The organism is Streptomyces odontotermitis (assembly GCF_050510915.1).
Taxonomy (GTDB): Bacteria; Actinomycetota; Actinomycetes; order Streptomycetales; family Streptomycetaceae; genus Streptomyces.
The window spans coordinates 65,780-92,559 of record NZ_JBNJLS010000021.1; the positions used below are offsets into that span (position 1 = coordinate 65,780).

25 protein-coding genes are annotated in these 26,780 nt (G+C 72.6%); 8 read left to right on the forward strand and 17 right to left on the reverse strand.

Going from position 1 to position 26,780, the window contains the following annotated elements; all coding sequences use genetic code 11:
- Positions 1 to 17: 17 nt before the first annotated feature.
- The 12 genes from moeZ to ACQB60_RS37315 all read right to left on the reverse strand — a co-directional run bounded on the left by moeZ (position 18) and on the right by ACQB60_RS37315 (position 14,796).
- Positions 18 to 1,196, reverse strand: a complete 1,179-nt coding sequence (moeZ, locus tag ACQB60_RS37260; protein WP_384846782.1) for an adenylyltransferase/sulfurtransferase MoeZ — start codon at positions 1,194 to 1,196, stop codon at positions 18 to 20.
- Positions 1,197 to 1,259: 63 nt separating this feature from the next.
- Positions 1,260 to 2,054 (reverse strand): spherulation-specific family 4 protein, encoded by a 795-nt coding sequence (locus tag ACQB60_RS37265; protein ID WP_496930529.1) that lies wholly within the window; start codon positions 2,052 to 2,054, stop codon positions 1,260 to 1,262.
- Positions 2,042 to 2,998: an NAD-dependent epimerase/dehydratase family protein gene (locus tag ACQB60_RS37270; protein WP_496930530.1), complete on the reverse strand. Its 957-nt coding sequence runs from the start codon at positions 2,996 to 2,998 to the stop codon at positions 2,042 to 2,044. Before ACQB60_RS37270 ends, ACQB60_RS37265 begins: the two co-directional genes overlap by 13 nt.
- A 126-nt stretch (positions 2,999 to 3,124) precedes the next feature.
- Positions 3,125 to 4,732 carry a hypothetical protein gene (locus tag ACQB60_RS37275; protein WP_496930531.1) on the reverse strand — a complete coding sequence of 536 codons (1,608 nt, stop codon included), beginning with the start codon at positions 4,730 to 4,732 and terminating at the stop codon, positions 3,125 to 3,127.
- The gene (locus ACQB60_RS37280; protein ID WP_496930532.1) at positions 4,729 to 6,480 is read right to left on the reverse strand and encodes a DUF3492 domain-containing protein; all 1,752 of its coding nucleotides are present in this window, start codon (positions 6,478 to 6,480) and stop codon (positions 4,729 to 4,731) included. Before ACQB60_RS37280 ends, ACQB60_RS37275 begins: the two co-directional genes overlap by 4 nt.
- A gap of 201 nt (positions 6,481 to 6,681) precedes the next feature.
- Positions 6,682 to 8,337 (reverse strand): dipeptide ABC transporter ATP-binding protein, encoded by a 1,656-nt coding sequence (locus ACQB60_RS37285; RefSeq protein WP_496930533.1) that lies wholly within the window; start codon positions 8,335 to 8,337, stop codon positions 6,682 to 6,684.
- Complete coding sequence (locus ACQB60_RS37290) at positions 8,334 to 9,365, reverse strand: ABC transporter permease (protein WP_496930534.1); 1,032 nt, start codon at positions 9,363 to 9,365, stop codon at positions 8,334 to 8,336. The genes ACQB60_RS37285 and ACQB60_RS37290 overlap by 4 nt, the downstream gene beginning before the upstream one ends.
- Positions 9,362 to 10,294 (reverse strand): ABC transporter permease, encoded by a 933-nt coding sequence (locus ACQB60_RS37295; RefSeq protein WP_496930535.1) that lies wholly within the window; start codon positions 10,292 to 10,294, stop codon positions 9,362 to 9,364. The genes ACQB60_RS37290 and ACQB60_RS37295 overlap by 4 nt, the downstream gene beginning before the upstream one ends.
- Positions 10,295 to 10,296: 2 nt before the next feature.
- Positions 10,297 to 12,015, reverse strand: coding sequence for an ABC transporter substrate-binding protein (locus ACQB60_RS37300; protein WP_496930536.1), 1,719 nt, complete (start codon positions 12,013 to 12,015; stop codon positions 10,297 to 10,299).
- A 156-nt stretch (positions 12,016 to 12,171) separates the two neighbouring features.
- On the reverse strand, positions 12,172 to 12,264 hold the full coding sequence (locus ACQB60_RS37305) for an Ms4533A family Cys-rich leader peptide (protein ID WP_384846764.1): 93 nt from the start codon (positions 12,262 to 12,264) through the stop codon (positions 12,172 to 12,174).
- Between the two features lie 67 nt (positions 12,265 to 12,331).
- A complete protein-coding gene (locus ACQB60_RS37310) occupies positions 12,332 to 13,777 on the reverse strand; it encodes a DUF3152 domain-containing protein (protein WP_496930537.1) in 1,446 nt (481 codons plus the stop codon).
- 8 nt (positions 13,778 to 13,785) lie between these two features.
- Positions 13,786 to 14,796, reverse strand: a complete 1,011-nt coding sequence (locus ACQB60_RS37315) for an alpha/beta fold hydrolase (protein WP_496930538.1) — start codon at positions 14,794 to 14,796, stop codon at positions 13,786 to 13,788.
- A 207-nt stretch (positions 14,797 to 15,003) separates the two neighbouring features.
- Between ACQB60_RS37315 and ACQB60_RS37320 the strand changes: the two genes are divergently transcribed.
- From ACQB60_RS37320 to ACQB60_RS37335, 4 genes are all read left to right on the forward strand, one after another.
- On the forward strand, positions 15,004 to 15,234 hold the full coding sequence (locus ACQB60_RS37320; protein WP_384846758.1) for an Rv3202a family protein: 231 nt from the start codon (positions 15,004 to 15,006) through the stop codon (positions 15,232 to 15,234).
- A 190-nt stretch (positions 15,235 to 15,424) separates the two neighbouring features.
- On the forward strand, positions 15,425 to 16,066 hold the full coding sequence (locus ACQB60_RS37325; RefSeq protein WP_384846756.1) for a TetR/AcrR family transcriptional regulator: 642 nt from the start codon (positions 15,425 to 15,427) through the stop codon (positions 16,064 to 16,066).
- 160 nt (positions 16,067 to 16,226) lie between these two features.
- The gene (locus tag ACQB60_RS37330; protein WP_384846754.1) at positions 16,227 to 16,454 is read left to right on the forward strand and encodes a DUF3107 domain-containing protein; all 228 of its coding nucleotides are present in this window, start codon (positions 16,227 to 16,229) and stop codon (positions 16,452 to 16,454) included.
- Positions 16,455 to 16,638: 184 nt separating this feature from the next.
- Complete coding sequence (locus ACQB60_RS37335; RefSeq protein ID WP_384846752.1) at positions 16,639 to 16,905, forward strand: hypothetical protein; 267 nt, start codon at positions 16,639 to 16,641, stop codon at positions 16,903 to 16,905.
- A gap of 17 nt (positions 16,906 to 16,922) precedes the next feature.
- On the opposite strand, the gene ACQB60_RS37340 is transcribed toward ACQB60_RS37335, so the two are convergent.
- Positions 16,923 to 17,681 carry a ferritin-like fold-containing protein gene (locus ACQB60_RS37340; protein ID WP_496930539.1) on the reverse strand — a complete coding sequence of 253 codons (759 nt, stop codon included), beginning with the start codon at positions 17,679 to 17,681 and terminating at the stop codon, positions 16,923 to 16,925.
- A 467-nt stretch (positions 17,682 to 18,148) separates the two neighbouring features.
- On the opposite strand from ACQB60_RS37340, the gene ACQB60_RS37345 reads away from it, so the two are divergent.
- A complete protein-coding gene (locus ACQB60_RS37345; RefSeq protein WP_496930540.1) occupies positions 18,149 to 20,212 on the forward strand; it encodes a DEAD/DEAH box helicase in 2,064 nt (687 codons plus the stop codon).
- A 158-nt stretch (positions 20,213 to 20,370) separates the two neighbouring features.
- A complete protein-coding gene (locus ACQB60_RS37350) occupies positions 20,371 to 21,300 on the forward strand; it encodes an alpha/beta fold hydrolase (protein WP_496930541.1) in 930 nt (309 codons plus the stop codon).
- A gap of 18 nt (positions 21,301 to 21,318) precedes the next feature.
- On the opposite strand, the gene ACQB60_RS37355 is transcribed toward ACQB60_RS37350, so the two are convergent.
- A complete protein-coding gene (locus ACQB60_RS37355; RefSeq protein ID WP_496930542.1) occupies positions 21,319 to 22,206 on the reverse strand; it encodes an NYN domain-containing protein in 888 nt (295 codons plus the stop codon).
- 249 nt (positions 22,207 to 22,455) lie between these two features.
- Between ACQB60_RS37355 and ACQB60_RS37360 the strand changes: the two genes are divergently transcribed.
- Entirely contained in the window at positions 22,456 to 22,608 is a 153-nt protein-coding gene (locus ACQB60_RS37360) for a DUF8834 family protein (RefSeq protein WP_496930543.1), read from the forward strand.
- A gap of 147 nt (positions 22,609 to 22,755) precedes the next feature.
- Here the strand turns inward: ACQB60_RS37360 and ACQB60_RS37365 are convergent, their stop codons facing one another.
- The 3 genes from ACQB60_RS37365 to ACQB60_RS37375 form a co-directional block, all read right to left on the reverse strand.
- On the reverse strand, positions 22,756 to 23,361 hold the full coding sequence (locus ACQB60_RS37365; RefSeq protein WP_384846741.1) for a MarC family protein: 606 nt from the start codon (positions 23,359 to 23,361) through the stop codon (positions 22,756 to 22,758).
- A gap of 105 nt (positions 23,362 to 23,466) precedes the next feature.
- Positions 23,467 to 24,333, reverse strand: a complete 867-nt coding sequence (locus ACQB60_RS37370; RefSeq protein WP_496930544.1) for a PHP domain-containing protein — start codon at positions 24,331 to 24,333, stop codon at positions 23,467 to 23,469.
- A gap of 233 nt (positions 24,334 to 24,566) precedes the next feature.
- Positions 24,567 to 25,208: a DUF6758 family protein gene (locus tag ACQB60_RS37375; protein ID WP_384846737.1), complete on the reverse strand. Its 642-nt coding sequence runs from the start codon at positions 25,206 to 25,208 to the stop codon at positions 24,567 to 24,569.
- 197 nt (positions 25,209 to 25,405) lie between these two features.
- Here ACQB60_RS37375 and ACQB60_RS37380 point away from each other — a divergent pair, with 197 nt between their 5' ends.
- Positions 25,406 to 26,698: an MFS transporter gene (locus tag ACQB60_RS37380; protein WP_496930545.1), complete on the forward strand. Its 1,293-nt coding sequence runs from the start codon at positions 25,406 to 25,408 to the stop codon at positions 26,696 to 26,698.
- Positions 26,699 to 26,780: the final 82 nt, after the last annotated feature.

The following is a 26,780-nucleotide window of genomic DNA, read 5'->3' on the forward strand; positions in this document are numbered from 1 at the left end:
TCACACAGCTGCGACGCTCAGTAGACCGGCTTGTCGGGCTCGATCTGGTTGACCCACCCGATCACGCCGCCGCCCACGTGCACCGCGTCCGCGAAGCCCGCCGACTTCAGGACGGCGAGGACCTCCGCCGAGCGGACGCCCGTCTTGCAGTGCAAGACGATCTTCTTGTCCTGCGGAAGGTCCTGCAGGGCGTTGCCCATGAGGAACTCGTTCTTGGGGATCAGCTTGGCGCCCGGGATCGAGACGATCTCGTACTCGTTCTGCTCGCGGACGTCGATGATCTCGATGTTCTCGCCCTCGTCGATCCACTCCTTGAGCTGCTTGGGAGTGATCGTCGAGCCGAGAGCCGCCTCCTGGGCCTCGTCCGACACGACGCCGCAGAACGCCTCGTAGTCGATGAGCTCGGTGACCGTCGGGTTCTCGCCGCAGACCGCGCAGTTCGGGTCCTTGCGGACCTTGACCTGGCGGTACTGCATCTCCAGGGCGTCGTAGATCATCAGGCGGCCGACCAGCGGGTCGCCCACGCCGGCCAGGACCTTGATCGCCTCGGTGACCTGGATCGAGCCGATGGACGCGCACAGCACGCCGAGCACGCCGCCCTCGGCGCACGACGGGACCATGCCGGGCGGCGGGGGCTCCGGGTAGAGGCAGCGGTAGCAGGGGCCGTGCTCGGACCAGAAGACGGACGCCTGGCCGTCGAAGCGGTAGATCGAGCCCCACACGTACGGCTTGTTCAGGAGCACGCACGCGTCGTTGACCAGGTAGCGGGTGGCGAAGTTGTCCGTGCCGTCCACGATCAGGTCGTACTGGCTGAAGATGTCCATCACGTTCTCGGCCTCGAGCCGCTCTTCGTGAAGGATCACGTTCACGTACGGGTTGATGCCGAGGACGGTGTCCTTCGCGGACTCCGCCTTCGAGCGGCCGATGTCGGCCTGGCTGTGGATGATCTGGCGCTGCAGGTTCGACTCGTCGACCTCGTCGAACTCCACGATGCCGAGCGTGCCGACACCGGCGGCGGCCAGGTACATCAGCGCCGGCGACCCGAGGCCACCGGCGCCCACACACAGCACCTTGGCGTTCTTCAGCCGCTTCTGCCCGTCCATCCCGACGTCCGGGATGATCAGGTGGCGGGAGTACCTGCGGACCTCGTCTACGGTGAGCTCAGCAGCTGGCTCGACCAGGGGTGGCAGCGACACGGGGACTCCGTTGGTCGGTATCTACGTACGGTTGTTCTTCCGGTAACACTGCCACGGCCTTCTTCATTCCGAGACACCCGGTCCGATGCGCGAGACGATTTCGTCCCAGTAACCGGGCATGGCCTCCCAGGGGTCGCTCGCCCCGAGGCCGCCCGCGCGCTCCATCCGGTCCGTGAAGTAGATCGTCGAGGCCCCCTGCCAGCGGGCGATGCGCAGCGCCTCGTCGAGGTGGCCGCGCGGCATGCCGTGCACGAAGTGGCAGAAGAGGTCGGCCGGATAGTCGGCCGTCCACTCGGCCACCTGCGACCAGCGGTAGTCGCTCCACGGCCCCGAGAAGGTCACCAACTGGTCGCCGGATTCCGCGTATCCGGGGTACGGGTGGGTGCCGTGCCCGAGCACGACGTGCGCGCCCTCGCGCAGCGCCCGCAGCGTGGCGACGGTCCGGCGCACCTCCGGGAGCGCGGCGCGCTCGGTCGGGCAGCGGTCCAGGTAGAAGCCGTCGACCTGGTACCAGTCGAGGTAGCGGTGGGCTTCCGAGACGAGTTCGCCGAAAGAGCGGGCGCCGTACGTCGTGTCCACGTGACCGAGAACACGCACGCCCGCGTTGCGGAGCCGCCCCGCGGCCTCCAGGCAGTGCGGGTCGGGGCGCGCACCCGGACCGCCCGAGGCCGCCGGGCCGCCCGAACCCGCCACCCCGTTCCCGACATTCAGGACAACCCACTTCAAAGGGGTTCCGGGACGGGTGAGTTCGGCCCACTCGGCGGGCGCGACCAGAGGGTGCGCGAAACCGGGGATGCCGAAGCCGAGGTCCAGCTCGGTGCTCGCAAGGCTCGGCGCGGCGCGGGTCAGATGCGGCATGCCGCCTCCATCCAGATGTCGGCGAGGGACTCTTCGAGGTTGATGCGGGGCCGCCAGCCGAGCCGGTCGCGCGCGGTGCGCACATCGGCCTGCTGCCAGCTGCCGCAGCCGTCCGGGTACGGGTAGGCGCTGGGCGGCGTGTGCTCGGGATCGGTGCGGGGGTGGCCGATGGCGGCGGTCCGGGTGGGGGCGTGGTCCAGCTCGTGCAGGGCGCCGCCGAAGCCCGCGACGCGCGCGAGGACGGCGGCCGCGTCGCGCAGCCGCACCGCGCGGCCCGAGCCGATGTTGACGATGCCCTGCGCGGCGGAGAGCGAGGCGGCGTGCACGGCGCGGGCGACGTCCCGTACGTCGACGAAGTCCCGCTGCACGCCGAGCCCGCCGAGCTTCAGCTCGCCGTCCCCCGACTGCATGGCGCGCCGCATGGCCTCGGCGAGCCGCCCGAGCGGGGACCCTGCCGGGGTGCCGGGCCCGGCGGGCGAGAACACCCGAAGGACGACGGCGTCGAGCCCGGAGCCGAGCACCAGCTCGGTCGCCGCCAGCTTGCTGACGCCGTACGGGCCCCCGGGCCTGGGCACCGCGTCCTCCGCGGTGGACGAGCCGGGCTGGCTCGGCCCGTACTCGGCACCGCAGCCCAGCTGCACGAGCCGCGCCCCGCAGCCGCTGCGCCGCAGGGCCTCGCAGACGGTGGCGACGGCCACCGTGTTGTGCCGGGTCAGCTCGCGGGCGCCGCCGCGGGTCGCGCCCGCGCAGTTGATGACGACGCCCGGGTGGACGGCGTCCAGGAAGCGGGTGAGCGCGCCGGGGCTTCCGCTGGCGAGGTCGAACCGCACGTCCGAGTCGTCGCCGCGGCCGAGCGCGGTGAGCTGCACGGCCGGGTCGGCGAGGAGCCGGTCGGCGACGAAGCGGCCCAGGTATCCGTTGGCTCCGATCAGCAGCACCCTCATCGGGCGGCTCCCGGGGTGGATGCTCGGAGGCTGAGGGTGGTCATCTGGCGTTCTCCTTCAGGGTGTTGCTGAGAGTCGGAGGTAACGGGAGGCGGGCGCGGGGGTCGTACAGGGTCCGGATGACCCTCACCCCGCGTCGCCCGGCCGTGCGTGGGCCGACGCCGTCGTCAGCGTCCGCACCGCGTGGATGAGCAGGACCAGGGCCGCGCCGCCGCACAGGACGGCGGGCACGCACCCGGCGCCCCAGACGTCGACGGCGGACTCGACCGGCGCGCCGAGGAAGCCGCAGCCGGGCACCCGCCCGGCGAACACCAGGGCGAGCGCGGCGAGTTCACCGAGCCCGGCGGCGCGCAGCAGCACGACGGGGGCGCGCGGGAAGCCGTGCACCGCGAGCAGCCGCGCCAGCATCAGCAGCGCGCCGAGCGCGAGCGCCCCGGCGAGCGAGGCCCGGGCCGCGCCGGGCTCCGGCACCGCGAACACCCCGTCCAGGAGCGCCCCGGAGCCGACGAGCAGCAGCGCGAGCACACCCACGTAGAGCCCGAACACGCCCAGGAGCAGCGGCCGTACGGACACCGCGAACTCGTCGAGTCCGCGGCTGGCCCCGAGCCGCCCCCGGGCCCGCACGGCGAAGACCCGGGCGCACCAGGCGGCGGGCGCGACGGCGAGGGCGAGCCCGAGGGCGGCGGCGGGCGCGGACGGCCAGGGACCGTCCGGGCCACCGGCGACGGCCTCCCGCAGCAGGCCGTCGCCGAACAGCGCGTACGCGAGGAGGAAGCACACCCACGCGCGCGTGGCGGGCACGGCGGGGTGCGCGGTGCGCAGCGGCCCGAACCGGAGGGCCACCCGCAGGGCCACCCACACGGCGAGGGTGCCGCCGAGCCCGACCGCGAGCCGCGCCTGCCCCTCGGCGTGCGCGATTCCCGCCACGACGAGGGCGCACGCGAGGCCGGGCAGGAGTGCGAGGAGGGACCAATGCGGGTGGACGGGAAGCGTGTTGGCGCCGGGTTCGGAGGCCGGGAGCTCGCCGCTGTCGGCAAGGCGGCCCTCCCCTTCGTCACGCGGCACGCGCGCGTACATCTCCTCGGCGAGCGAGAAGACGTCCCGGTGCCGGAACCGCGCCGCCGTCCGGTCGGTCACCCCATGCGACTCCAGGCCCGCCGCGATCTCCAGGGGGTCGACGGCCCGTTCGCACAGCTCGCGGTGGCGGTGCATGAGGGCTTTGACGGGGTCGGCGGCGCCGCGCCGCTTGGGGGCCTTCTGCTCCTTCGGCTCCTTGGCCCCCTTCGGCCCCTTCAGCTCCTTCGGCTCCGTCGGCCCCTTCAGCTCCTTCGCGGCGGCGGTGGCACGTGTCTCCACGGTGTCGTCGGGCGCCTTCACCGCGGCGGTGCGCGTCATCGCCTCCGCGGCACGCACCTTCACCGCGGCGATACGGGCATCCGCCCCGGCGGTACGCGCGGCCGCCCCGGCGGCACGCGGGGCAGGCCGCCCCTCCGGTCCGGCGCGCCACGCGCCGGGCTCCCGCACCAACTCGGCGTCCTCGCGCGCGCGTTCACCCACGCCTTTCGGCAGCGCCCCGAACGCATCGGCCACCAGGGTCGCAGCGCCCCCGTCCGCCTCATCCGCTCCGCCGGCGCCCTCCGGCGTCAACGCCCCCTCCGCAAGCACCTCTTCGGAGCGCGTGTCCCACGCCCCGGGGCTGACCGGAGCCTGTGGTCCGTCCACCTGCCGCGTCATACCGCTGCTCCCTTGAGCTTCAACTCCGCGTCCGTGTCCGTGTCGCCGACCCACCGCGGCGCTCCCGCCGATCCGCCCGAGCCGCCCGTCGCCGCCCAGCGCCCCGGCACATGCGCCTCGGCCGGGTGCGCGAACGGCACCGGCTCGCCCGCCTCGTCGACGGCCTCCCGGCGCACCGGGCAGTGCGAGACGATCTCCAGGTAGATGGCGCGGAAGGCGGCGATGTTCTGCTCGACCGTGAAGAGTTCGAGCGCCCGCGCACGCGCGGCGGCGCCCAGGCGTTCGCGCCGCTCGGGGTCGCGCAGCAGCGCCACGCACGCCTCGGCGAGCGCCCGCGGATTGCGCGGCGGCACCACGAGACCGGTGCCGCCGATGACCTCGACGACCGCGCCGACGTCCGTCGAGACGGTCGCCCGGCCGCAGAACATGGCCTCGACCAGGCTGATCGGGAACCCCTCGACCACGCTCGACAGGACGACGACGCCCGCGGCCGCGTACGCCTCGGCGAGGTCGGGCGCCTCGGGGCCGCCGATCTCCTCGAAGGAGACGGGGTTGTCCCCGACCGCGTGCGCGCCCTCCGCCTCGTCGGGGAAGAGCTGGGCGGCCAGGGCCCGGCAGTGGGCGAGGTAGTTCAGGGACTCCTCGCTGCCGCCGGGCGCCCCGACGATCCGCAGGCGCGCCTTCGGCTCCTCCTTGCGGACCTCGGCGAAGGCGTGCAGGAGGGAGATCAGGTCCTTGGCGGGCTCGATGCGCCCGACCCACACGAGCGTGTCCGGGTCGCCCGCCGCCGCGGTGCCCTCGGCCTCGCCGACCTCGCCGAAGCGCCCCGACTCCATGCCGGGGTAGACCGTGCGGAGCTTGGCTCGCTCGGCGCCGCACCGCTCCTGCCAGCGCCGGGCGTGCGTGTTGCCGGGGGTGATGAGCGTGGCCCTGCGGTACACCTCGGCGGCGAGCCGCCCCCGGAAGGCGGCGAGCAGCGCACGCGCCGGCGCGCTCGACGCGGCCTCCGTGGCGGCCAGATAGTGGGCCCGCAGCTGCACCCCGTACTCGGTGACGAGCAGCGGTACGCCCGCGAAGTGCCGGGCGAGCAGCCCGGGGAGCGCCGCCGGGCCGCCGGACGTGGCGTGGCAGAGGTCGACCGCGCCGAGCCCGTCGTCCTCGTACCAGTCGAGGGAGAGCGGCCGCAGCGCGCGCTCGACCTCCGCGGTCACGGCGAGCAGGTCCGGCACCCGGGCGCCCCGCGCGGCCCGCAGCGCCCCCGGCGCACGGCAGGCGCTCTCCAGGGCGCGCACGGCGGCCTCGGAGCGCAGGGCGCCGACCAGGCCGCCCTCGTCGCGGGCGAGCTCGGCGAGCCCGTACAGAGCGCTGCCGAAACGGTCCGCCAACTCCCCGGAGCGGTCCTCGGGGGCGCCGGACTCACGGGAGTCCGCCACCACCGCCACCAGCTCACCGAAGAGCTCCGTGAACCGCCGCCGCGCCCGCCGCCCGTACCGGACCCGGGGCCCGAAGGCCGCGTCGGCGCCCGCCGCCCCCGCCTCGCCGTCGCCCGTCCACAGCGGCGCCGTCCGCACGCGGCTCACCTGGGGCGGCAGCTCGATCCAGCCGCGCCGCTCCTGCTCCTCGCTGCGGCTGAGCGCGTAGATGTCGAACTCGTGCTGCCCGAGCCCGCGCACGAGCCGGTCGCACCAGAGCCTGGCCTCACCGCTCACATACGGATAGCCACCCTCCGTAAGCAGTCCGATGCGCACGCGTACACCCCCGATCTCCCGTTCAGGGAGCCGCCGTTGACCCGGCGGCTCGCAGCGGCACGAACGTATGCGGACATGCCGGTGGCGCGATGGACGGTTGTCCATCGCGCCACCAAAAGGGGTGAACGGCCGTAACTTTCCCGCGCCGGTTGCGTTCTGTCGCGCTATAACGCTCTCAGAGCGGCTTTTCGTTACGGAGCGTCAGGCTGCGGCCAGCTCCCTCCGGGCCGTCCGGCGGCTTGCCGCCACTTCCGGGTCGAGCGCGGGCACGGCCGCCAACAGGCTGCGCGTGTACGGGTCCTGGGGCGCGTCGTACACCTCGTCGGCCGTCCCGGTCTCCACGATCCGGCCCGCCCGCATCACCGCGACCCGGTCGCTGACCTGCCGCACCACCGCCAGGTCGTGCGCGACGAAGACCAGCGCGAGTCCCAGTTCGCTCCGCAACTCGTCGAGCAGCGCGATCACTTGGGCCTGCGTCGTCACGTCGAGCGCGGAGACGGGCTCGTCGCAGACGATCAGGCGGGGCTCGGCGGCGAGCGCCCGTGCGATGCCGACGCGCTGACGCTGGCCGCCGCTGAACTCGTGCGGATAGCGGCCGTAGTGCGCCGGTTCGAGTCCGACGCGCTCCAGGAGCTCCGTCACGCGCCCGCGGATCAGCCGCTCGTCGCGGTCGCCCCGGGCGCGCAGCGGGTCGGCGACGGACTCGCCGACGGAGCGGCGCGGGTTGAGCGAGGAGACCGGGTCCTGGAACACCATCTGCACGTCGCGTGCCCCGCCCCGGCGCCCGGTCCGCCCCGCCCGTCCCATCTGCTCCGTCCGCCCGGCCTGCTCCGTACCCCCGTAACGGAGTCGACCGGACGTCGGTTCGAGGAGGCCGACGAGCATCCGGCCCAGGGTGGTCTTGCCGCTGCCGCTCTCGCCCACGACGCCGAGCGTCTCGCCCGCGCGGACGGTGAGGGACACTCCGTCGACGGCGGCGACCGACCGCTTGCCGCGCCCGAACTCCCGGCGCAGACCGGTGGCTTCGAGCACGATCTCGCCGGGCTCGCCCTTCCGCTCGGCGCGCACCGCGTCCACTCTCGGCACCGCGCCGAGGAGTTCGCGCGTGTACGGCTCCCGGGGCGCCCGCAGCACCTCCGTGGCCGGCCCGCGCTCCACGGCCCGGCCGCCCCGCATGACGAGCACGTCGTCCACGCTCTCGGCGGCGACGCCCACGTCATGGGTGACGAGGAGCAGGCCCATGCCCGTCTCGGCGCGCAGCGCGTGCAGCAGGTCGAGGATCTGGGCCTGGACGGTCACGTCGAGCGCGGTGGTCGGCTCGTCGGCGATGAGGAGGCGCGGTTCGCAGGCGAGGGCCATGGCGATCAGCGCGCGCTGGCGCATGCCGCCGCTGAACTCGTGCGGCCGCGAGCGGGCCCGCCGTGCCGCGTCCGCGATGCCGACGCGGTCGAGCACCTCGACGGCACGCGCGCGTGCCGCCTTCCGCGAGGCCCGCGTGTGCACCCGGTACACCTCGGCGATCTGGTCGCCCACCGCGTAGTACGGGTCGAGCGAGGAGAGCGGGTCCTGGAAGACCATGGCGGCCGTCCCGCCGCGCAGCCGCCTGAGCTCCGCGTCGGACGCCTCCCCCGGGTCGACGCCGCCGACCCGCACGTCCCCGCCGACCCGCGCCCCGGTCCCCCGGTGCAGCCCGAGCAGCGCGGCCGCCACGGTGGACTTGCCGGACCCCGACTCCCCCACGAGCCCCAGCGCCGCCCCCTCGGCGAGCGCGAAGGAGAGCCCGTCGACGGCCTTGAGGGCACCGAACTCCACGGTCAGGTCCTCGACTTGGACAAGAGGTGTTCGTACGAGACTCATGTCAGCACCACCCGACGGTCGGCCACCGCGTACAGGACGTCCGCGACGGCGTTGGCGAGCACCACGAAGAAGCCGGTGACCAGGACGAGGCCGACCACCACCGGCAGGTCGACGACGTTGACGGCGTGCACGAGTTCGCGCCCGATGCCGGGGAGCCCGAAGAGGGTCTCGCTGAGCACGGCCCCGCCGAACATCGTGCCGAAGTCGTTGGCGGTCAGCGCGATGACCGGCGCGAGCGCCCCCTTCAGGGCGTGCCGCCCGATGACGGACCGCTCCCCGACCCCGTACGCCCTGAAGGTGCGCACATGGTCCTCGGCGAGCGTCTCCAGCATCGAGGCCCGGGTCAGGCGCGCGTACTTGGCGGCCTCGATGAGCGCGAGCGACAGCCAGGGAAGGAGCAGGTTCCAGGCCCACTGCGTCGGGTCGTCGGTGAAGTTCACGTACTGCGGGAAGGGCAGCCACTGCAGCTGTCCGCAGACGACGATCATCAGGACCAGGCCGATCACGAAGACGGGCGTGGCCGTCCCGGCGAGCGTGACGCCGGTCAGGACGCGCTCGGTGAGCCGCCCGCGCCGCCATGCGGAGAGCACTCCGGTGCCGACGCCGAGGATCAGCCACAGCACCATGGCGCCGAGCGCGAGCGACCCGGTGACCGGGAGCTTGTGCAGGATCAGCCGCGTGACCTGCTGGTCGCTCTGGTAGGAGAGGCCGAGGCAGGGCGCCGGGCAGTGCTCGGTGCCGGTCCCGGTGGAGTAGTCGCGGCCCGCCACGATGCCCTGGAGGAAGTCCCAGTAGCGCACGTACACGGGCTCGTCGAGCTTCAACTGCCCGGCGACCTGCCGGACTTGTTCGGGCGAGCAGCGGGGCCCGCAGGTGATCTGCGCGACGTCGCCCGGAGCGACGTAGAAGACCGCGTAGATGATGACGGAGATGGCGAACAGGGTGACGACGGCGGCGACGGCACGGCGCAGGAGGAACCCGCCCATGCCGCTGAGGAAGCCGGTCACGCGACTGAGGAACCCGGTCATGCCGCCTCCTCCCGCTTCCGCCCCGTGCCGATCCGCAGCCGCGAGGCCGCACGCGGGTCGAGCGCGGTGCGCACCCCGTCGCCGAGGACGGTCAGGGCGAGGACGGTCACGAACAGCGCGCCCGCGGGCAGCAGCAGGTACTGCGGCGCCGCCTGGTACCAGACGTCCGCCGAGGTGAGCATCTGCCCCCAGGACGCGGTCGGCGGCTTCACGCCGACGCCGAGGAAGGAGAGCGCCGCCTCCACCGTGATGTTCATGGGCACGAGCAGCGCGGCATACGTGAGGACGGGCGCCGCGAGCGCGGGCAGCAGCTCGCGGCGGGCGATCTGCGCGGTGCGCCAGCCGCTGAGCCGGGCCGCGGCCACGTGGTCGAGCTCCTTGAGCGTGATGGTCTTCGCCCGCACGACCTTCGCCATGTTGCCCCAGGCGACGAGCCCGATGACCAGCGCGACGAGGACGGGCCGCGGGAATCCGCCGGGCACGATCGCCATCAGCGCGAGCGAGAGGATCATCAGCGGCATCGCCACGATGACGTCGGTGGCCCGGCTCAGCGCCTGGTCGACCCAGCGGTTGCCGAGCCCTGCCGCGATGCCGACGGCGACGCCGAGCAGCACCTGGATGAGGGTCGCGGCGAGCGCGACGCCCAGCGAGACGCGCGCTCCGTAGACGAGGCGGGCGAACAGGTCGCGCCCGGTCTGCGGTTCGACGCCGAGCCAGTGGTCGGCGCCGGCACCGCCGAAGGAGCCGATGGGCACGCCCCCGCGCGCGGAGTCGATGAGCTTCGGGTGGTAGGTGGTCGGGTCCTGGCCCTCCAGGGCGGTGAGCAGTGGCGCGCCGAGCGCGACCAGGACGAGCAGCGCGACGACGGCCGCCGCCGCGACGGCCGCGCGCTGTGCGCGCAGCCGTCGCCAGAACTGTGGTGCTCTCATGGCTACTTGACCGCGACCTGCGAGATGTCGAGGACGCCCGTCCAGTCGCTGATGACGATGTTCTTGACGTCCTTGCCGAAGGCCCGCTTGTAGACGGGGTGGAAGAGCGGCACGGTCAGGGCCTGCTCCCCGATCTTCTTGTCGAGCGCGCCCCAGCGCTTGGCGGCGGCGTCGAGGTCGGTCAGCTTGTTGATCTCGTCGATCTCATCGTTCACCGACGTGTCGTTCAGGAAGCCGGAGTTGAAGTTGTAGCCGTCCTCGACGATCTGCCGACCGTCGAAGATGGGGGCGAGGAAGGGACCGCCGGAGGGCCAGTCGGCACCCCAGTGCGCGAGGAAGAGACCGGGCTCCTTCTTGGCGCTGTGGACGGTGTCCTTGTAGTCGTTGTCCTCAAGTCCCTTGAGCTTGACGGTGATCCCGGCCTTCTTCAGGGCGTCCTGGAGGGCGGTGGCGATCTCCGGGCTGGTCTCGAAGTCCTTGGCGTTGGAGTGCACCAGGGTGACGGTGAGCCCGTCCTTGTACCCGGCCTGCTTCAGGAGCTCCTTGGCCTTCTTGGGGTTGCCGGAGGCGCCCGCCGGGAAGTGGTCGTACTTCGTGTATCCGAAGGACTTCTGGTTGGGCAGATAGGTCGTGGCGGGCTCGGCGAGCGAGGAGCCACCGGCCGCGTTGATCACCGACGAACGGTCGACGGCGTACGAGACGGCCTGCCGCACCTTCGGGTCGTCGAAGGGCTTCACCTTCGGGTTGAAGGCCAGGTAGTTGGTGTAGCCGAAGTGACCGGTGCCGACGTTGGCGGACTTGTCGTCCTTGCCGCCCAGCTTGGCGAGCTCGGCCGGGCCGAGGTTGGTGTCGGTGGTGACGGCGGTGGCGTCGGCGCCCTGCGAGGCCGCGAGCCGCTGGTTGATCACGGACGAGTCGAGCCCCGACCGCACGTCGATGACGTCCGGGTACGCCTTGCGCTCCGGGTCGGTCTTCGCGGACCAGTGCGGATTGCGCTCGAGGCGCAGCCGCTCGCCGTCGTTCTCGTTCTTGACGACCTTGTACGGCCCCGAGGACAGCGGGTGGTTCTCGTACTTCGTCCCCTTGTCCTTGCTCTTGGGGACAGGGGTGGTCTGCGTCTGGGTCGCCAGGAAGGGGAACTCGCCCTCGGGCTTGTTGAGGTGGAAGACGATGGTGGAGTCGTCGGGCGTCTCGATCGAGTCGAGCCCCTTCTTGTCCTTGTAGGGCCCGTCGTAGTCGGCCCCGCCGATGAGCCAGTCCCTCAAGTAGGGCGCGCCGCCGGAGAGTTCGGCGGCGAAGGAGCGCTCGATGCCGTACTTGATGTCACCGCTGGTGATCGGCGACCCGTCCTCGTACTTCAGGCCCTTCTTCAGGTGGTACGTCCACACGGTGGCGTTCTTGCTCGGCGTGCCCAGGTCCGTGGCGAGGTCGGGCACGACCTTCGCGCCCTCGGCGCCGTCCTCGCGGTTGCGCGTGGTCAGCGTGCGGAAGACGAGGCTCGGCACGTTGCCGCCGCCCGAGGTGTAGAGCCGCGCCGGGTCGAAGTCGACCTGCGGGTCGCGGTTGAGGACGGTGAGCGTGCCGCCCTTCGCGGGCTTCCCTTCGCCGCCGCTCCCGGCGTCGTTGTCCTTGGGGCCCGCGCAGGCGGCGGCGCCCGAGGCCAGGACCAGGCTGACGGATGCCGCTGCCACGCGGCGGGCTATGACGGACGGTTGACGCATCGGAGTGCCTCTCGGGGAAAGGGAGTTGAGGTGGTGCGGACGTACAGGAACCACCCCGGGCACGCCGAATGCCGGACCGCAGCCGTGGAAAGCCGCAGAAAAGGCGGCACAACGGTGCAGAAAGAGAGAAATGCGACGCACTCGCCGGGGCGGGCGTCAGCAACAGTGAATGTCGGCCACGCAGTGCGCGGTCACGCCGAAGAGCGCCAGCTCAAGGGCGGCGCACGAGGAGGCGTGACGAGGCGACATGCGCAGAAATATGAACGAACGCGCGACGAATGTCAAAGCCGTTCCCCGCGCCTCCGGCACGGATCGCTCAACTCCCGGGGAACGCCCACGGGTTGGGCTTGCAGTGAATCCCGTCGTGGTCGAGGAACTTCGTCTGCTGCTGCATGACGGGCGCGAGGTCCCCGTCCTTGGTGCAGTCGGTGTGGTTGAAGCCGAGCCGGTGGCCGGTCTCGTGATTGATCAGCATCTGCCGGTAGGCGAGGATGCCGACGTGGGCGTCGTCGTACGTCTTCGAGCCCTGCGCCCACCGATAGGCGTTGATCATGACGCGTTCGGTGGCGGCGGAGTCGCACGACACATTGTCCTCGGTCGTGTCGAGTCCCGATTTCGCGCACCATTTCGCGGTCGTTCCCGGACTCGCCAGCGTAATCACGAAATCGGGGTGCCCCGAGGAGATCCGCTCGAAGGTGCGACCGCCGCCGTGCGCCCAACTCCGGCCGTCGTTCAGGGTCTTCTGCACGGCCTGCGCGAACAGTCCGCCGTCCAGGCCGAGCCCCTTTTCGACGTCCACGCGATAGCGGAACACCTTCCCCTTTCCGGGGGCCTTGTCGAAGCCGGGTATCGCCTCGAAGTCACCGGACGCGGCGAGCTTGGCGTCCAGCGGGTACTTCTTGCCCATCTTCGCCTCGTAGCTCGCCGGCGAGGGCTCGGGCGGGGTGGGCCGGTCGTCGGAGCGGGAGGCGGAGCTGTCGTCGCGGTCCGCGGCGCCGCCCTTCGCGGCCTGCGCCTGCGACGGGGCCGAGTCGTCGCCCCGGTCGGCCACCTGCCCGGCCACGACGACGGCGAGCACGGTGGTCACGGCGGCGGCCGCGATCCCGGTGAACGTCCGCCCCCGGCCGCCCTTCTCGCCCTTGCCGTCCACGTCGGGGTGCTCGTACGGCGGCTCGTCCGCGCCGTCGTCACCGTCGTCGAGGCCGAGGGGCGCGGGGCCGCCGTCGGCGTGCCACTCGGTGACGGAGGCATACGGGTCCCGGGCCTGCCGGGGCACGAAGACGTCCTCGTCCCGCCGGCCGTCCGGGTCGAGATCGAGGTCGGCGGGTTCCGGACGCGTCCGGGGCGGCGGGACGGACCGCGCCTGCGGCACTCCGTAGGCCGCGCCGAGCCGGGGCCCGGAGCCACTGCCGGTGACGCTGCCCCAGCCGCCCCCGGGCTCCCGCTGCTCGGGGTGCCCGCCGCGTACGTGCGGGACGCCGTGGGGCGGGGTGGGCTGCGGGAATCCGTGGGCGGGGGTGCCGTGCGGCGGCGTCCCGTACGGCGGCCGGGGCTGGCCCTGGGGCTGCGGCCGGGCCTGCGACTGAGGCTGCGGCCGGGGCATGGGCGCCCCGCCCTCGGGTCCGGGTCCACCGGGCTGCGGCGCGCGCCGACGGCGTCCGGTGCCGGGCCCGGGCGGCCGGGTGTCCGGCGTGCCGGGTATGCCAGAGGTGCTGGTGGTGTCCGAGGTGCCCGCCGGACCGCGGCGGCTGTGACGTCCCACGCCCCGACTCAGCTCCCCGACCCGGCGACAGCGGCACGTGCGCCATGATCGGCGCGGGCGCTCAATTCCCGTACGTCCGTGAGGAGTTCACGGAAGGCCGTGGCGACCGTCGACGGATACTCCATCATCGCCACATGCCCGGCCTCCGGCAGCGTGAGCAGCCGCGAGTCCCGGAACGCGGCCGCCGCCTTGCGCGCCATCCGGTACGAGACGAGCTGGTCCCGGCCGCCGTAGACGAGCAGCGTCGGCGCGAGCACCCGCTCCGCCTGCCGCCACAGTCCGTGCTGACCGCCCAGCGTGTACGCGTTCACGATCCCGCGCGCCGACCGGGCCATCGCGTCCCACATGTACGGGAGTTCGAGCCTGCGCTCCATCTCCCGCACCGCAGCGCGGAACCCCTCGGGCGAGACCTTCCCCGGATCCCCGTAACAGAGCCCCATGACCCCGCGGACCCGCTGCTCCGCCGTCCAGTCCTTGGTGAGCCGGGTGAAGAGCCCCGCGACGCCCGGCACCGCGAGCAGCCCGGTCGGCATCGCGGTGCGCTGCACCCGCAGCTCGGGCAGGGCGGGCGAGACGAGCGTGAGGGTGCGCACGAGGTCGGGGCGGACGGCGGCGACGCGCGTCGTGACGGCCCCGCCCAGCGAGTTCCCGAAGAGGTGCACGGGGCCGCGCTCGCGCGCGTCCAGGTAGCGGATGACGGCGCGGGCGTGCCCGGTCACCGAGTAGTCCCCGTCGTCCGGCGGCGGCGAGTCGCCGAAGCCGGGCAGGTCGATCGCCTCGCAGTCCACGACGTCCTCGAGCAGCGGCATCAGCGCCGACCAGTTCTGCGAGGAGCCGCCGAGCCCGTGCACGAACAGCGCCCGGTCCAGGCCGGCCCCCGCCGAGGGCCGGGAGCGCACGCTCAGCGTGAGCCCGGGAAGCCCGACCGAATCGAGCCGCTCGCCCTCCGCGACGGCCACGGCACCCGGTTTGGGCGCGGCGGCGGCGGCCAGCGCGCGCGGCAGTTCGGTCGAAGACATGCGGCAATGTTACGAGACGATCACACAGTGGATCGTGTGTTCGCCGTCACAGGCCGGAAAGGGCCCCTTCTCCTCCCCCGTCCCGGGCCCCCGCATGGCTCCCCTGAGATCGCGTAGCGCCTCGATCGGGTGTCTCCTACGCTCGAAGGGGAAGGGCGAATGACGGAACTCGCACCTGACACTCGCACCCGAGCGAAGAAGGCATTGATGACCGTCGATCCGAGTGACCCCGACACCTTCGCGTCCGAGACCGCAGAGGAATCAGATCCCGGCGCGGCTCCCATGGAGACCCCCGAGGCGGACTCCGCGGAACAGCACACGGACCTGACCCCCGAGCAGGACGAGACCGTCCGGGGCACCGACCAGGACACCGCGAACGTGGCAGACCTCGCCGAACAGGCACGCGTCGTGAGCCTCGACGAGGACGACTACCGCTGACGATCACCCCACCGGGCCCGGGCGCCCCGGACTTGTGCCCGTGTTTGCCCTGCTACGCACGGCTTACGGGCCGTGCCGAGGCCATCCAGTCCGTGAAATTCTGCGCTCGCACCGCGCGCATCACGGTTACCGAAAAGTACGATGGCGGCGCGGCGCACACCGCAGCACATGGACGATCTTGGGAGGCGGCGTGACAGCCATCGAGCAGACAGAGGCGGCTCGCCCGCGGGGCACACGCCTGCCGCGCCGTGCCCGACGGAACCAGCTTCTGGGCGCGGCCCAGGAGGTCTTCGTCGCACAGGGCTACCACGCGGCCGCGATGGACGACATCGCCGAGCGCGCGGGCGTCAGCAAGCCGGTCCTCTACCAGCACTTCCCGGGCAAGCTCGACCTCTACCTGGCCCTGCTCGACCAGCACTGCGAGGCCCTGCTCCAGTCCATCCGCACGGCGCTCGCCTCCACCACGGACAACAAGCTGCGCGTGGCGGCCACGATGGACGCCTACTTCGCGTACGTGGAGGACGAGGGCGGCGCCTTCCGCCTGGTCTTCGAGTCGGACCTGACGAACGAGCCCGCGGTGCGCGAGCGCGTCGACCGCGTCACGCTCCAGTGCGCCGAGGCGATCTGCGAGGTCATCGCCGAGGACACCGGCCTGCCCGGCGACGAAGCGATGCTGCTCGCCGTCGGCCTCGGCGGCTACTCGCAGGTGGTGGCACGCTACTGGCTCGCCAGCGGCAGCTCCGTCCCGCGCGACAAGGCGGTGCAGATGCTCACGTCGCTCGCCTGGCGCGGCATCGCCGGCTTCCCGCTGCACGGCACCGAGGGCCACTGACACCGAGGCACGGAGCGCGGGTTTGTTCCCGATCTCTGTTCGCTACCGGCGTGCACGGGCAAGCCGTCCGCGCCCCCTGGCGGTCCCCTCACCGGGCTAATGTGTGCTGGGTACGGCGCGGACGCCCGCGCACATCACTGACCGTCGGAGGGACAAAGCCGTGGAGGTCAAGATCGGCGTGCAGCACGCGCCCCGCGAGATCGTGCTGGAGAGCGGCGAGAGCGCCGAGGAAATCGAGCGCGCCGTGTCCGAGGCCCTGTCCGGCAAGGCGCCGCTGCTGACCCTGGTCGACGACCACGGCCGCAAGGTCCTGGTTCCGGCCGACCGCCTCGCGTACGTGGAGCTCGGCGAGCCGACGACGCGCAAGGTGGGCTTCAGCGCCCTCTGAGAACGTTCGGGGAACGCTCGGAAAACACACGGAGAACGGCCCGGTGGTTGCCTCAACCACCGGGCCGTTCTTGCGCGTTGCGCGAACGCGTCGCGCGCCCCGCGGAGGATTGTCTTCCGGCCGCTTCGGGTAAGACCGGCTACAACCGTTTTGCCCGAGGGGGACAGTGAGGGAGGGAACACCCGTGATCCTGGAAGCACTCGGCTCCGCGCTGCTCGGCCTGGCCGCCGCCTGGTCGGCCGTCCACCGCCTGCACCACCGGCTCCCGGCCCGCAGCCTCGTCCTCGCCACCGGGGTGGCCGGGGCCCTCATCGGCGCGTTCATCATGCACACGGCCCTCGGCCCGGGCCACGCCGTCGCGACGCTCATCGGCGCGGTGGCCGTGGCGGCGGCACTGCTGTCGCTCCTGCTCCGCCCTGAAGGAAGGCTCCGCCGCGCCTCGACGGCGTGACGGGCCCTGCTCCTGAGCTAGGCGGCAAGCCCGAGCGCCGCCATCCGCTTCGTGTGCGCCTCGGTGATGCGCGAGAACATCCGGCCGACCTCGGCCAGGTCAAAGCCGTCGGCGACGCCCCCGACCAGCATGGTCGACAGGGCGTCGCGGTCGGCGACCACCCGCTGCGACTGCGAGAGCGCCTCGCCCATCAGGCGCCGCGCCCACAGCGCGAGCCGCCCGCCCACGCGCGGGTCCGCGTCGATCGCGGCGCGCACCTTCTCCACGGCGAAGCTGGCGTGCCCGGTGTCGTCGAGGACGCCGAGGACGAGGTCACGGGTGTCGCCGTCGAGCCGCGCCGCCACCTCGCGGTAGAAGTCGCTGGCGATCGAGTCGCCGACGTACGCCTTGACCAGGCCCTCCAGCCAGTCGGACGGCGCCGTCTGCCGGTGGAAGCCGTCGAGCGCGGCGACGAAGGGCTCCATCGCGTCGGTCGGCTCGGCGCCGATCGCGGAGAGCCGGTCGCGCAACTGCTCGAAGTGGTGGAACTCGGCCGACGCCATCTTCGCCAGCTCCGCCTTGTCGGCGAGGGTGGGCGCGAGCTTCGCGTCCTCCGCGAGCCGCTCGAACGCCGCGAGCTCCCCGTAGGCGAGCGCACCGAGCAGGTCCACGACGGCGGCGCGGTAGTTCGGGTCGCCGGAAGCCTTGGCCCAGTCCTGGGCGGCGACCCCGGTGGGCCCCTCGGCTGCTTCTTCGGAGGTGCGGTCGGTGCGGTCGGGCGTGTCAGGCGTCTCCATGAAGCGCACAATAGCCCGCTCCCCGTGGTGCGTAAGGCCCTGGTCAGTCACTGTGACGACGGCGACGTGACGAATGACCCAGACATCCATGCGAGATTCCGGGGTACAGTGGTATTGCGCCCGCCGAATATTCGTCGGGCCGTACGAATGAGGATGCCCGGTCGGTGGCCCGATCGGCTCCGACCCGACAGCCCTCCAGGCGGTACGCAGTGGTGCGTACGGCATGAGGAGGGAACCTCAGCGGTACGAGCGCTTGAGCGCTGGCAGTGGTCCCGCGCCACCCGGCCCGCTCCTCCTAGGCGACGGACGGTCACCGGCACGGTCAAGACCCCCTGCGTTCGCCTCGCGCCGCGTCTCACAGAAGAGGCATAGCCCTGACTACGACTTTCCGAGAGCTCGGGATCCTTCCCGAGACGGCCGAGGCCCTTGAGGCCGTCGGCATCATCAATCCCTTTCCCATCCAGGAGATGACGCTCCCCGTCGCCCTTTCCGGCACGGACGTCATCGGCCAGGCCAAGACCGGCACCGGCAAGACGCTCGGCTTCGGACTCCCGCTCCTGGAGCGCGTGACCGTCCCCGCCGACGTCGAGGCCGGCCGCGCCCAGCCCGAGGAGCTGACCGAGGCGCCGCAGGCCCTCGTCGTCGTCCCCACCCGCGAGCTCTGCCAGCAGGTGACCAACGACCTCCTCACCGCGGGCAAGGCGCGCAACGTCCGCGTCCTCGCCATATACGGCGGCCGCGCCTACGAGCCCCAGGTCGAGGCCCTGAAGAAGGGCGTCGACGTGGTCGTCGGCACCCCCGGGCGCCTGCTCGACCTCGCGGGCCAGCGCAAGCTGAACCTGAAGCACATCAAGTGCCTCGTCCTCGACGAGGCCGACGAGATGCTCGACCTGGGCTTCCTGCCCGACGTCGAGAAGATCATCAACATGCTTCCGGCGAAGCGCCAGACGATGCTCTTCTCCGCGACGATGCCGGGCGCCGTCATCGGCCTCGCCCGCCGCTACATGTCGCAGCCCACGCACATCCGCGCCACCGCGCCGGACGACGAGGGCCAGACGGTCGCGAACACGAAGCAGTTCGTCTACCGCGCGCACTCCATGGACAAGCCGGAGATGGTCTCCCGCATCCTGCAGGCCGACGGCCGCGGGCTCGCGATGATCTTCTGCCGTACGAAGCGCACGGCGGCCGACATCGCCGAGCAGCTGGAGCGCCGCGGCTTCGCCTCCGGCGCGGTCCACGGCGACCTCGGCCAGGGCGCCCGCGAGCAGGCCCTGCGCGCGTTCCGCAACGGCAAGGTGGACGTGCTCGTCTGCACCGACGTCGCCGCGCGCGGCATCGACGTCGAAGGCGTCACGCACGTCGTCAACTACCAGTCCCCCGAGGACGAGAAGACCTATCTGCACCGCATCGGCCGCACCGGCCGCGCGGGCGCCAAGGGCACCGCGATCACGCTGGTCGACTGGGACGACATCCCGCGCTGGCAGCTGATCAACAAGGCGCTCGAGCTGGACTTCAACGACCCGGTCGAGACGTACTCCAGCTCCCCGCACCTCTACGAGGACCTGAACATCCCGGCCGGCACGAAGGGCATCCTGCCCCGTGCCGAGCGCACCCGGGCCGGGCTCGACGCCGAGGAGATCGAGGACCTGGGCGAGACTGGTGGCCGTGGCGGCCGCGGTGGCCGTGGCGACCGCTCCCGCCCGTCCGACCGCGACCGCGCCGCCGACCGTGAGCGCGCGGAGCGTCCGGCCCGCACGCCGCGCCGTCGCCGCCGCACCCGCTCGGGCGAGCCCCTGGACGCCCCGGCGTCGACCGAGGCCGCCCAGGCCCCCGAGAGCCCGGCGGCTCCGGTGACCCCGGCGCCCGAGGCGGACACCGCGCCGCGCACCCCGCGCCGTCGCCGCCGCACGCGTGCGGGCGCCACGTCGGAGCCGACGGCCCCGCAGGTGGAGACCCCGGCCGAGACGCCCGCCGAGCCCGCCCTGGCGGAGCCCACGGAGGCCCCGGCCACCAAGCCCCGCCGCCGCACCCGCAAGGCGACGGCCCCGGCTGCCGAGGCAGCCGTCGACACGGCCGAGGGCAAGGCCCCCGCCGAGGAGACGGTGGAGGCCAAGCCCCGCCGCCGTACGCGCAAGGCGACCGCCCCGGCCGCCGAGGCAGCCGTCGACACGGCCGAGGGCAAGACCCCCGCCGAGGAGACGGTGGAGGCCAAGCCCCGCCGCCGCACCCGCAAGGCTGCCGCGGCCGAGCCGGTCGCCGCCGAGGCGGAGGTCGCGGAGGAGGCCCCGGCCGCCAAGCCGCGCCGCCGCACCCGCAAGACGGCAACTGCCGCCGCGGAGGCAGCCGTTGACACGGCCGAGGGCAAGACCCAGGCCGAGGAGCCGGAGGCCAAGCCCCGCCGCCGTACGCGCAAGGCGACCGCCGAGACCGCTGCCCCCAAGGCGGAGGCCGCTGAGGAGGCCCCGGCCACCAAGCCGCGCCGCCGCACCCGCAAGGCGACGGCCCCGGCCGCCGAGCCGACCGAGAGCTGACGCGCGAGCCGAGAGCTGACAGCTGACAGCCCTCAAGGCTCCTCTCGTACGAGGGCCCGTCCTTCCCCACCGGGGAGGGGCGGGCCCTCGCTCGTACCGGGGCACCTACGGGCGACCGGCACGCGGGCCCGCCGCCCCGCCTCGATTACGCTCGCCCCATGAGCAGGCCCCCCACCTTCGTCCCGCCCCCTTGCGCCCGCGCCCGCACGCTGGCCACCGCGCGAGGCGGCTTCGCCGTGCTGGACGCGCGGCCCGTGGACGGGCGGAGCGCCAAGGGGGCCGTGCTGCTGCTGCCCGGGTTCACCGGCAGCAAGGAGGACTTCATCGCCCTCCTCGAACCCTTCGCCGCCGCCGGCTACCGCGCCGTCACCGTGGACGGCCGCGGGCAGTACGAGACTCCGGGGCCCGACGACGAATCGGCGTACGCCCAGGGCGAGTTGGCGCGCGACGTGCTCGCGCAGGCCGCCGTGCTCACCGCCGAGGACGGCCGGGCCCCGCATCTGCTCGGGCACTCGCTCGGCGGCCTGGTGGCCCGCGCCGCCGTCCTGCTGGACCCCGCCGCCTTCGCCTCGCTGACCGTGATGTCCTCGGGCCCCGCCGCGGTCTCCCCCGGCCAGCAGGCCCGCGCGAAGATGCTGGCCGACGCCCTGGGCGTGCTGTCGATGGCGGAGATCTGGGAGGCGATGCGCGCCATGGATCCCCCCACCGACGCCGCGGAAGGAACCCAGGTCACCGACGCCACGGCCGACGCCGACAGCACGGCCGACAGCCCGGCCGACAGCGACGAGCCCGCCCTCCGCGCCCGCTGGCTGCGCCACCACCCCGCCCAACTGGGCGCCACCGCACGGCAGTTGTGCACGGAACCGGACCGGGTCGCGGAGCTCGCCGCCACCGCCCTGCCCAAGCACGTGCTCTCCGGCGCGCACGACGACGCCTGGCCGGTGCCGTGGCTCGACGACATGGCCGCGCGGCTCGGCGCGCACCGCTCCGTGATCTCGGGCGCGGACCACTCCCCCAACACCGACCGCCCCGCGGAGACCGCCGCGGCCCTCCTCGCCTTCTGGGACCGGCACGCACTCCAGCAGTGAGTCGGTGCCGCGGCCCGCTCAGTACTGGGTCTGCAAGTGGTCCCAGAACCCGTCCCGCAGCGCCCGCCGCAGGTCCGCCTGGCCGCGCAGCGAGTACTGCAGGACCTGCTCCGCGTCGACGAGCAGCTCCTGGTCGACGGAGCCGGGCAGATACGGGTGCCCCGGCATGAGCCCCATCAACGCCTCGCGCCCGCGCGCCGAGAGCCACTTCGCGGCGATCTGCGCGCCGACGAAGCGGACGTCGTCGCGCGAGGGCCGGGGCACCGCGGCCGACGGCTCGTACGCCGCGGCGGCCCGCCGCGTCACGTACGGCTTGAAGAAGGCGAGGTCGAAGGTCCGCTGGCTGTCGACCTCCCAGAGCAGCGGCTCCGCCTGGTTGCGGCCGTCGGGCGCCTCGATGCCCCAGAGGTGGACGCGCGCGCCGTACCCCTGCGCGGCCTCGACGGCGGAGACCAGGTCCTCGTCGCCGCCGATGAGCGCCGCATCGCTGATCGCGCGGTGCCGGGCGAGGGACTCCAGGTCCGACCTGATGAGGGAGTCGACGCCCTTCTGCTGGTTGTTGGCGTTCAGATTGCCGAGCCGGACCTTCACGTCCGGGAGCTCGGCGATCGACTGCTGCTCGGTGGTGTGGATGCGGCGGCGCGCGCCGTCGTACCAGTACAGCCGGAGCAGCCGGCTGTCCGCGAAGATCGTGCGTGCCTTGTCGATGAGCGCCTCGATGAGACCTTCCGCGTCCAGGTCGAAGGACCTCCGGTCTTCGGTGCCCGCGGCGAGGCGGCCCGCGGCCGCGTACAGGTATCCGGCGTCGACGAAGATCGCGTGGGTCGAGGGGGCCTTCGCCACCTCGGCGAGCATGCGCTCCAGCAGTCCGTTGGCGCGCTCCAGCTGTTCCAGCTGAGCGCTCATCTCGTCGTTCATACGGAACCCATTGTCCCGCCGGTCACGCTGCGAACACAACCAGTGCCGCTACTCGCGAGTAATTAGACGCTCGAAAAATTTCTTTAGCGTAGGGAATGTTTGCAGGGGGCAACCCGTTGTACCCGTATGGAACGCGGGGCACTGCAGCCACGCAATCCACCCGTAGCGGGCGGTCGAGGCACCGCCCACACCAGCAGTTCTCCTTCAGGAGGATGACCAGACGAAGGGAGAAGCCCTATGCGCTTCGAAATCATGCGACTCGACGACGTCGACGGCACCGCCGTGGACAGCACCGTCGTGGACGCCGCCTCCGTCAACCGGATCGTGCAGCAGGCCGCAGCGATCGGCCAGCGCATCTACATCCGCCCGGCCGAGGCCGCGGCCTCGTAACACTCACACCTGATCTTCGCCGCACGCCGCACGACGGCAGGCCGCCGAGACGCCCGAAGGGCCCCGGTACGCACTCGCGTACGAGGGGCCCTTCGCGCGTTCCGGGGCTGACACCAGCGACGCGCACCGAACAGCGGACGTCGGACGTCAGGCGCCCTTGATCACCTGCGTGACGCCGTTGATGATCTGCTGCACGGCGATCGCGGAGAGCATCATGCCCGCGAGCCGGGTCACCAGGACCACGCCGCCGTCCTTGATGACGCGGATGATCAGCAGCGAGTAGCGCATCACCAGCCAGAGCACGACGTGCATCGCGACGATCGCGGCCCAGACGGAGATCTGGGTGCCGACGCCGTGCGCGTTCTGCACGGCGAGGATCACCGAGACGATCGCGCCGGGCCCGGCGAGCAGCGGCATGCCGAGCGGCACGAGCGCGACATTGACGTCCTTGGTCTGCTTCGGCTCGTCCGTCTTGCCGGTGAGCAGGTCGAGCGCGATGAGGAGCAGCAGCAGTCCGCCCGCGATCATCAGCGCGGGCACGGAGACGTGGAGATAGTTGAGGATCTGGTGGCCGACGAGGCCGAAGACCGTGATCACGCCGAAGGCGACGCAGACGGCCTGGAAGGCCATCCGCTGCTGCACCTTGGCGGGGCGGCCGGCGGTCAGGCCGAGGAAGATCGGGGTGATTCCCGGGGGGTCCATAATCACGAAAAGCGTGAGAAAGAGGGATCCGAAGACAGCGAAGTCGAACACAGTGTGGCCTTGCAGAGAGTCGTACGAGGGGCCGCGCACGGGCGCGGTGAGCGGGCACCGCGGGGGCGCGGCGCGCGAAGGAACAGCCGATGGCCGATGGCTCGGTCAGGCGGTGGGGCGTCCGCCCGCGCCCGGCACCGGGAACGCCCCGGTCGCCCGGCGCGTGATCTCGCCGTAGATCTCGGGGTCGGTGGTGAACTCCCCGAGCACGCACGTCTTGCGGCTGCCGTGGTAGTCGCTGGACCCGGTGGCAAGGAGACCCAGGTCGCCCGCGAGGCCCTTCAGCCGGGCGCGGGTCTCGGCCGAGTGGTCCATGTGGTCCGCCTCGATGCCGTCGAGCCCGGCGGCGGCGAGTTCGGCTATCGCGGCCTCGGGCACGACCTGGCCGCGCTTGGCGGCGGCGGGGTGCGCGAAGACGGTGACCCCGCCCGCGGCCTTGACCAGGCGGATCGCCTCGAAGGGGTCGAGCTCGTGCTTCTCGGCGTAGGCGCGCCCGCCGTCGGCGAGCCACTCGGGCGTGAAGGCGTCCGAGACGCTGCCCACGACGCCCAGCTCGACGAGGGCCTCCGCGACGTGCGGCCGCCCGACGGACCCGTCGCCCGCGATCCGCGCGACCTGCTCCCAGGTCACCCCCACGCCGAGCTCCTGGAGCTTGCGCACCATGGTCTGCGCCCGCGGCACCCGGTCGTCCCGGACCAGCTCCCGCTCCCGGGCGAGCTCCGGCTCCTGCGGGTCGAAGAGGTACGCCAGCATGTGCAGGCCCACGCCGTCGAGCCGGCACGACAGCTCGGCCCCGGTGACGAGGGTCAGCCCCTCGGGCAGCGCCCCGATCGCCTCGGCGTACCCGCGGGTGGTGTCGTGGTCGGTCAGCGCGACGACGTCGAGCCCGGCGGCGCGAGCGTTCCGAACGAGCTCGGCCGGACTGTCCGTGCCGTCGGAGGCGGTGGAGTGGGTGTGCAGATCGATGCGCACGAGGAGCACTCCAACCACTGCGGGGACGGACACGGGCACGCGAAAGGGCAGCGTGGGACCGTAAGGGGACAGTTAAGGATAACGGCAGGCCGACCCGCTTCAGGTCGTGACGGCGGCCACCGCCCGGGGCCCGCCGGACCGCCACCGGCCCGTCCGGCCTGCACCCCAACGGGCCCGCAGCCGCGCATCCGGCCGAGGGGCGGGGGCGCGGACGAAGCAGGCGCACCCCACCCTCAAGGCATGAGCAACCGCGGCGACAGCGCCCCGCACGGGAGCAGCTCGACCTCCGCCCCCGCGTCCCGCAGGTCCGTGAGCACCAGCTCGTCGTACATCAGGAGCCCCGACTGCTCCGGCCACGCGATCGCCCACAGCCACAGGCCGCGCGCCTCGCCCGCGAAGACCGCGCGGTCGTCCGGGGTGCCCGACACATGCCACAGCGGGGTCGGCCGCCCGGCGGCGAGGACCTTGGCCTGGGGTGGCTTCTCGACGCTCAGCGATGGTCCCGGGTCGGGTCCGTCGATGCCCGCGTAGCGCGCACCGAGGCCGACGCCGAGCTCCTCCGCGACCAGGACCAGCTCGCCGACCCCGCCGAGCGGCGCGGGCCCCGAGCAGGCCACGGCGGTCGCCCGGCCGCCGCTGCGGTCGTCGCCCGCGCACGCCACCCCGGTGAAGAGCCAGCCGACGGGTAGCGGCCACGGCATCCACACCGGCACGTGCGCACGGTGCACCACGACGCTGAGGGCCTCGACGCTGGGCGGGATCACGGGCTGCAGCGGGTGCACGGTGCCGTGCACATCGCACTGCCAGGAGTCGGCAAAGAGACCGGGAGCCCTGACCCGGCCACCACACTTCGGGCAACTGGGTTCGCCCCTCATAGCGACCGAGGGTCCTCCCCGGTCGTCGCCGCGTCAAGGACGATCACCCGTCCGGAGTCCGTCGGCACCGCACTTCCACGCCGCTTTCCCGTGCCCCTCACCAGGCAAAACTAGATGTAGCTTGCATCCTTTAGCCTCTCTAACTTAATATATGCATACGTCAACGATCTCTCCGTGAGCAGTGAAGGAGCGGCTGTATGAACAGCAGCACAGGAGGTCCCGCCGAAGGGGACCCATTCGACGCCGGGGCGGGCGGCCTCCTGCGGCAGCCGAAGGCCGTGTGGGCGACGGCCGGCGCCTCCGTCGTCGCCTTCATGGGCATCGGGCTCGTCGACCCGATCCTGCCCTCCATCGCCAAGGGCCTGGACGCGAGCGCCAGTCAGGTCTCGCTGCTCTTCACCTCGTACTTCCTGATCACCGCCGTCGCGATGCTGGTGACCGGCTTCGTCTCCAGCCGCATCGGCGGCAAGAAGACCCTCTTGCTCGGCCTCGCGCTCGTGGTCGTCTTCGCCGGGCTCTCCGGCACCTCGGGCTCGGTCGGTGAGCTCGTCGGGTTCCGCGCGGGCTGGGGCCTCGGCAACGCGCTCTTCGCCTCCACCGCGCTCGCCGTCATCGTGGGCGCGGCCGCCGGGGGCAGCGCCGCCGCGATCCTCCTGTACGAGTCGGCGCTCGGCCTCGGCATGGCGTGCGGGCCGCTGCTCGGCGCCCTGCTCGGGGACGCCAGCTGGCGCTACCCGTTCTTCGGCACCGCGGCCCTGATGGCCATCGGCTTCCTGTGCATCTCGGCGTTCCTGAAGGAACAGCCGAGGCCCGCGAGGAAGACCTCGCTGCTTGACCCGATCAAGGCGCTCGGCCACGGCGGGCTCGCCTCCGCCGCCGCCTCGGCGTTCTTCTACAACTACACGTTCTTCACGGTGCTGGCCTTCACGCCGTTCGTGCTGAACATGACCCCGTACAGGTCGGGGGCGGTCTTCTTCGCCTGGGGTGTGCTGCTCGCCGTCTTCTCGGTGATCGTCGCGCCGCGCCTGCAGGGGCGGTTCGGTTCCCTGAAGGTGCTCGGCGGCTCGCTGCTGCTGCTCGCCGTGGACGTCCTGGTGCTCGGCTACGGAAACCACACCGCGGCCGTCGTCTGCACGGTCCTGTCCGGCGCCTTCATCGGCGTGAACAACACCGTCTACACGGAGCTGGCGCTCGGCGTCTCGGACGCGCCGCGGCCCGTGGCCAGCGCCGGGTACAACTTCGTGCGCTGGTTCGCCGCGGCCGCCGCCCCGTTCTTCGCGCCGAAGATCGAGGAGTGGAGCGACATCCACGTCCCGTTCGTGGTCGCGGCGGTGACCGCGGTGCTCGGCGCCGGAGTGGTCTGGGTCCGCCGCAGTGCGCTCACCCTTCCCCGAGCTCTCGACTCCGCTCGAGCAGGGGAGACCCCATTGGCCGAGGAGCTGGAGCCGCGGCACGCGGCGGAGGACGGCGTCACGGTCTTCGCCAACTAGAGACACGACCGGCCACCGGACAGGGTGGCCGAAGCAATTCGGCCAACTGGCCGTCCCCGTCGTTCAACTGGCGGCCGCCCCC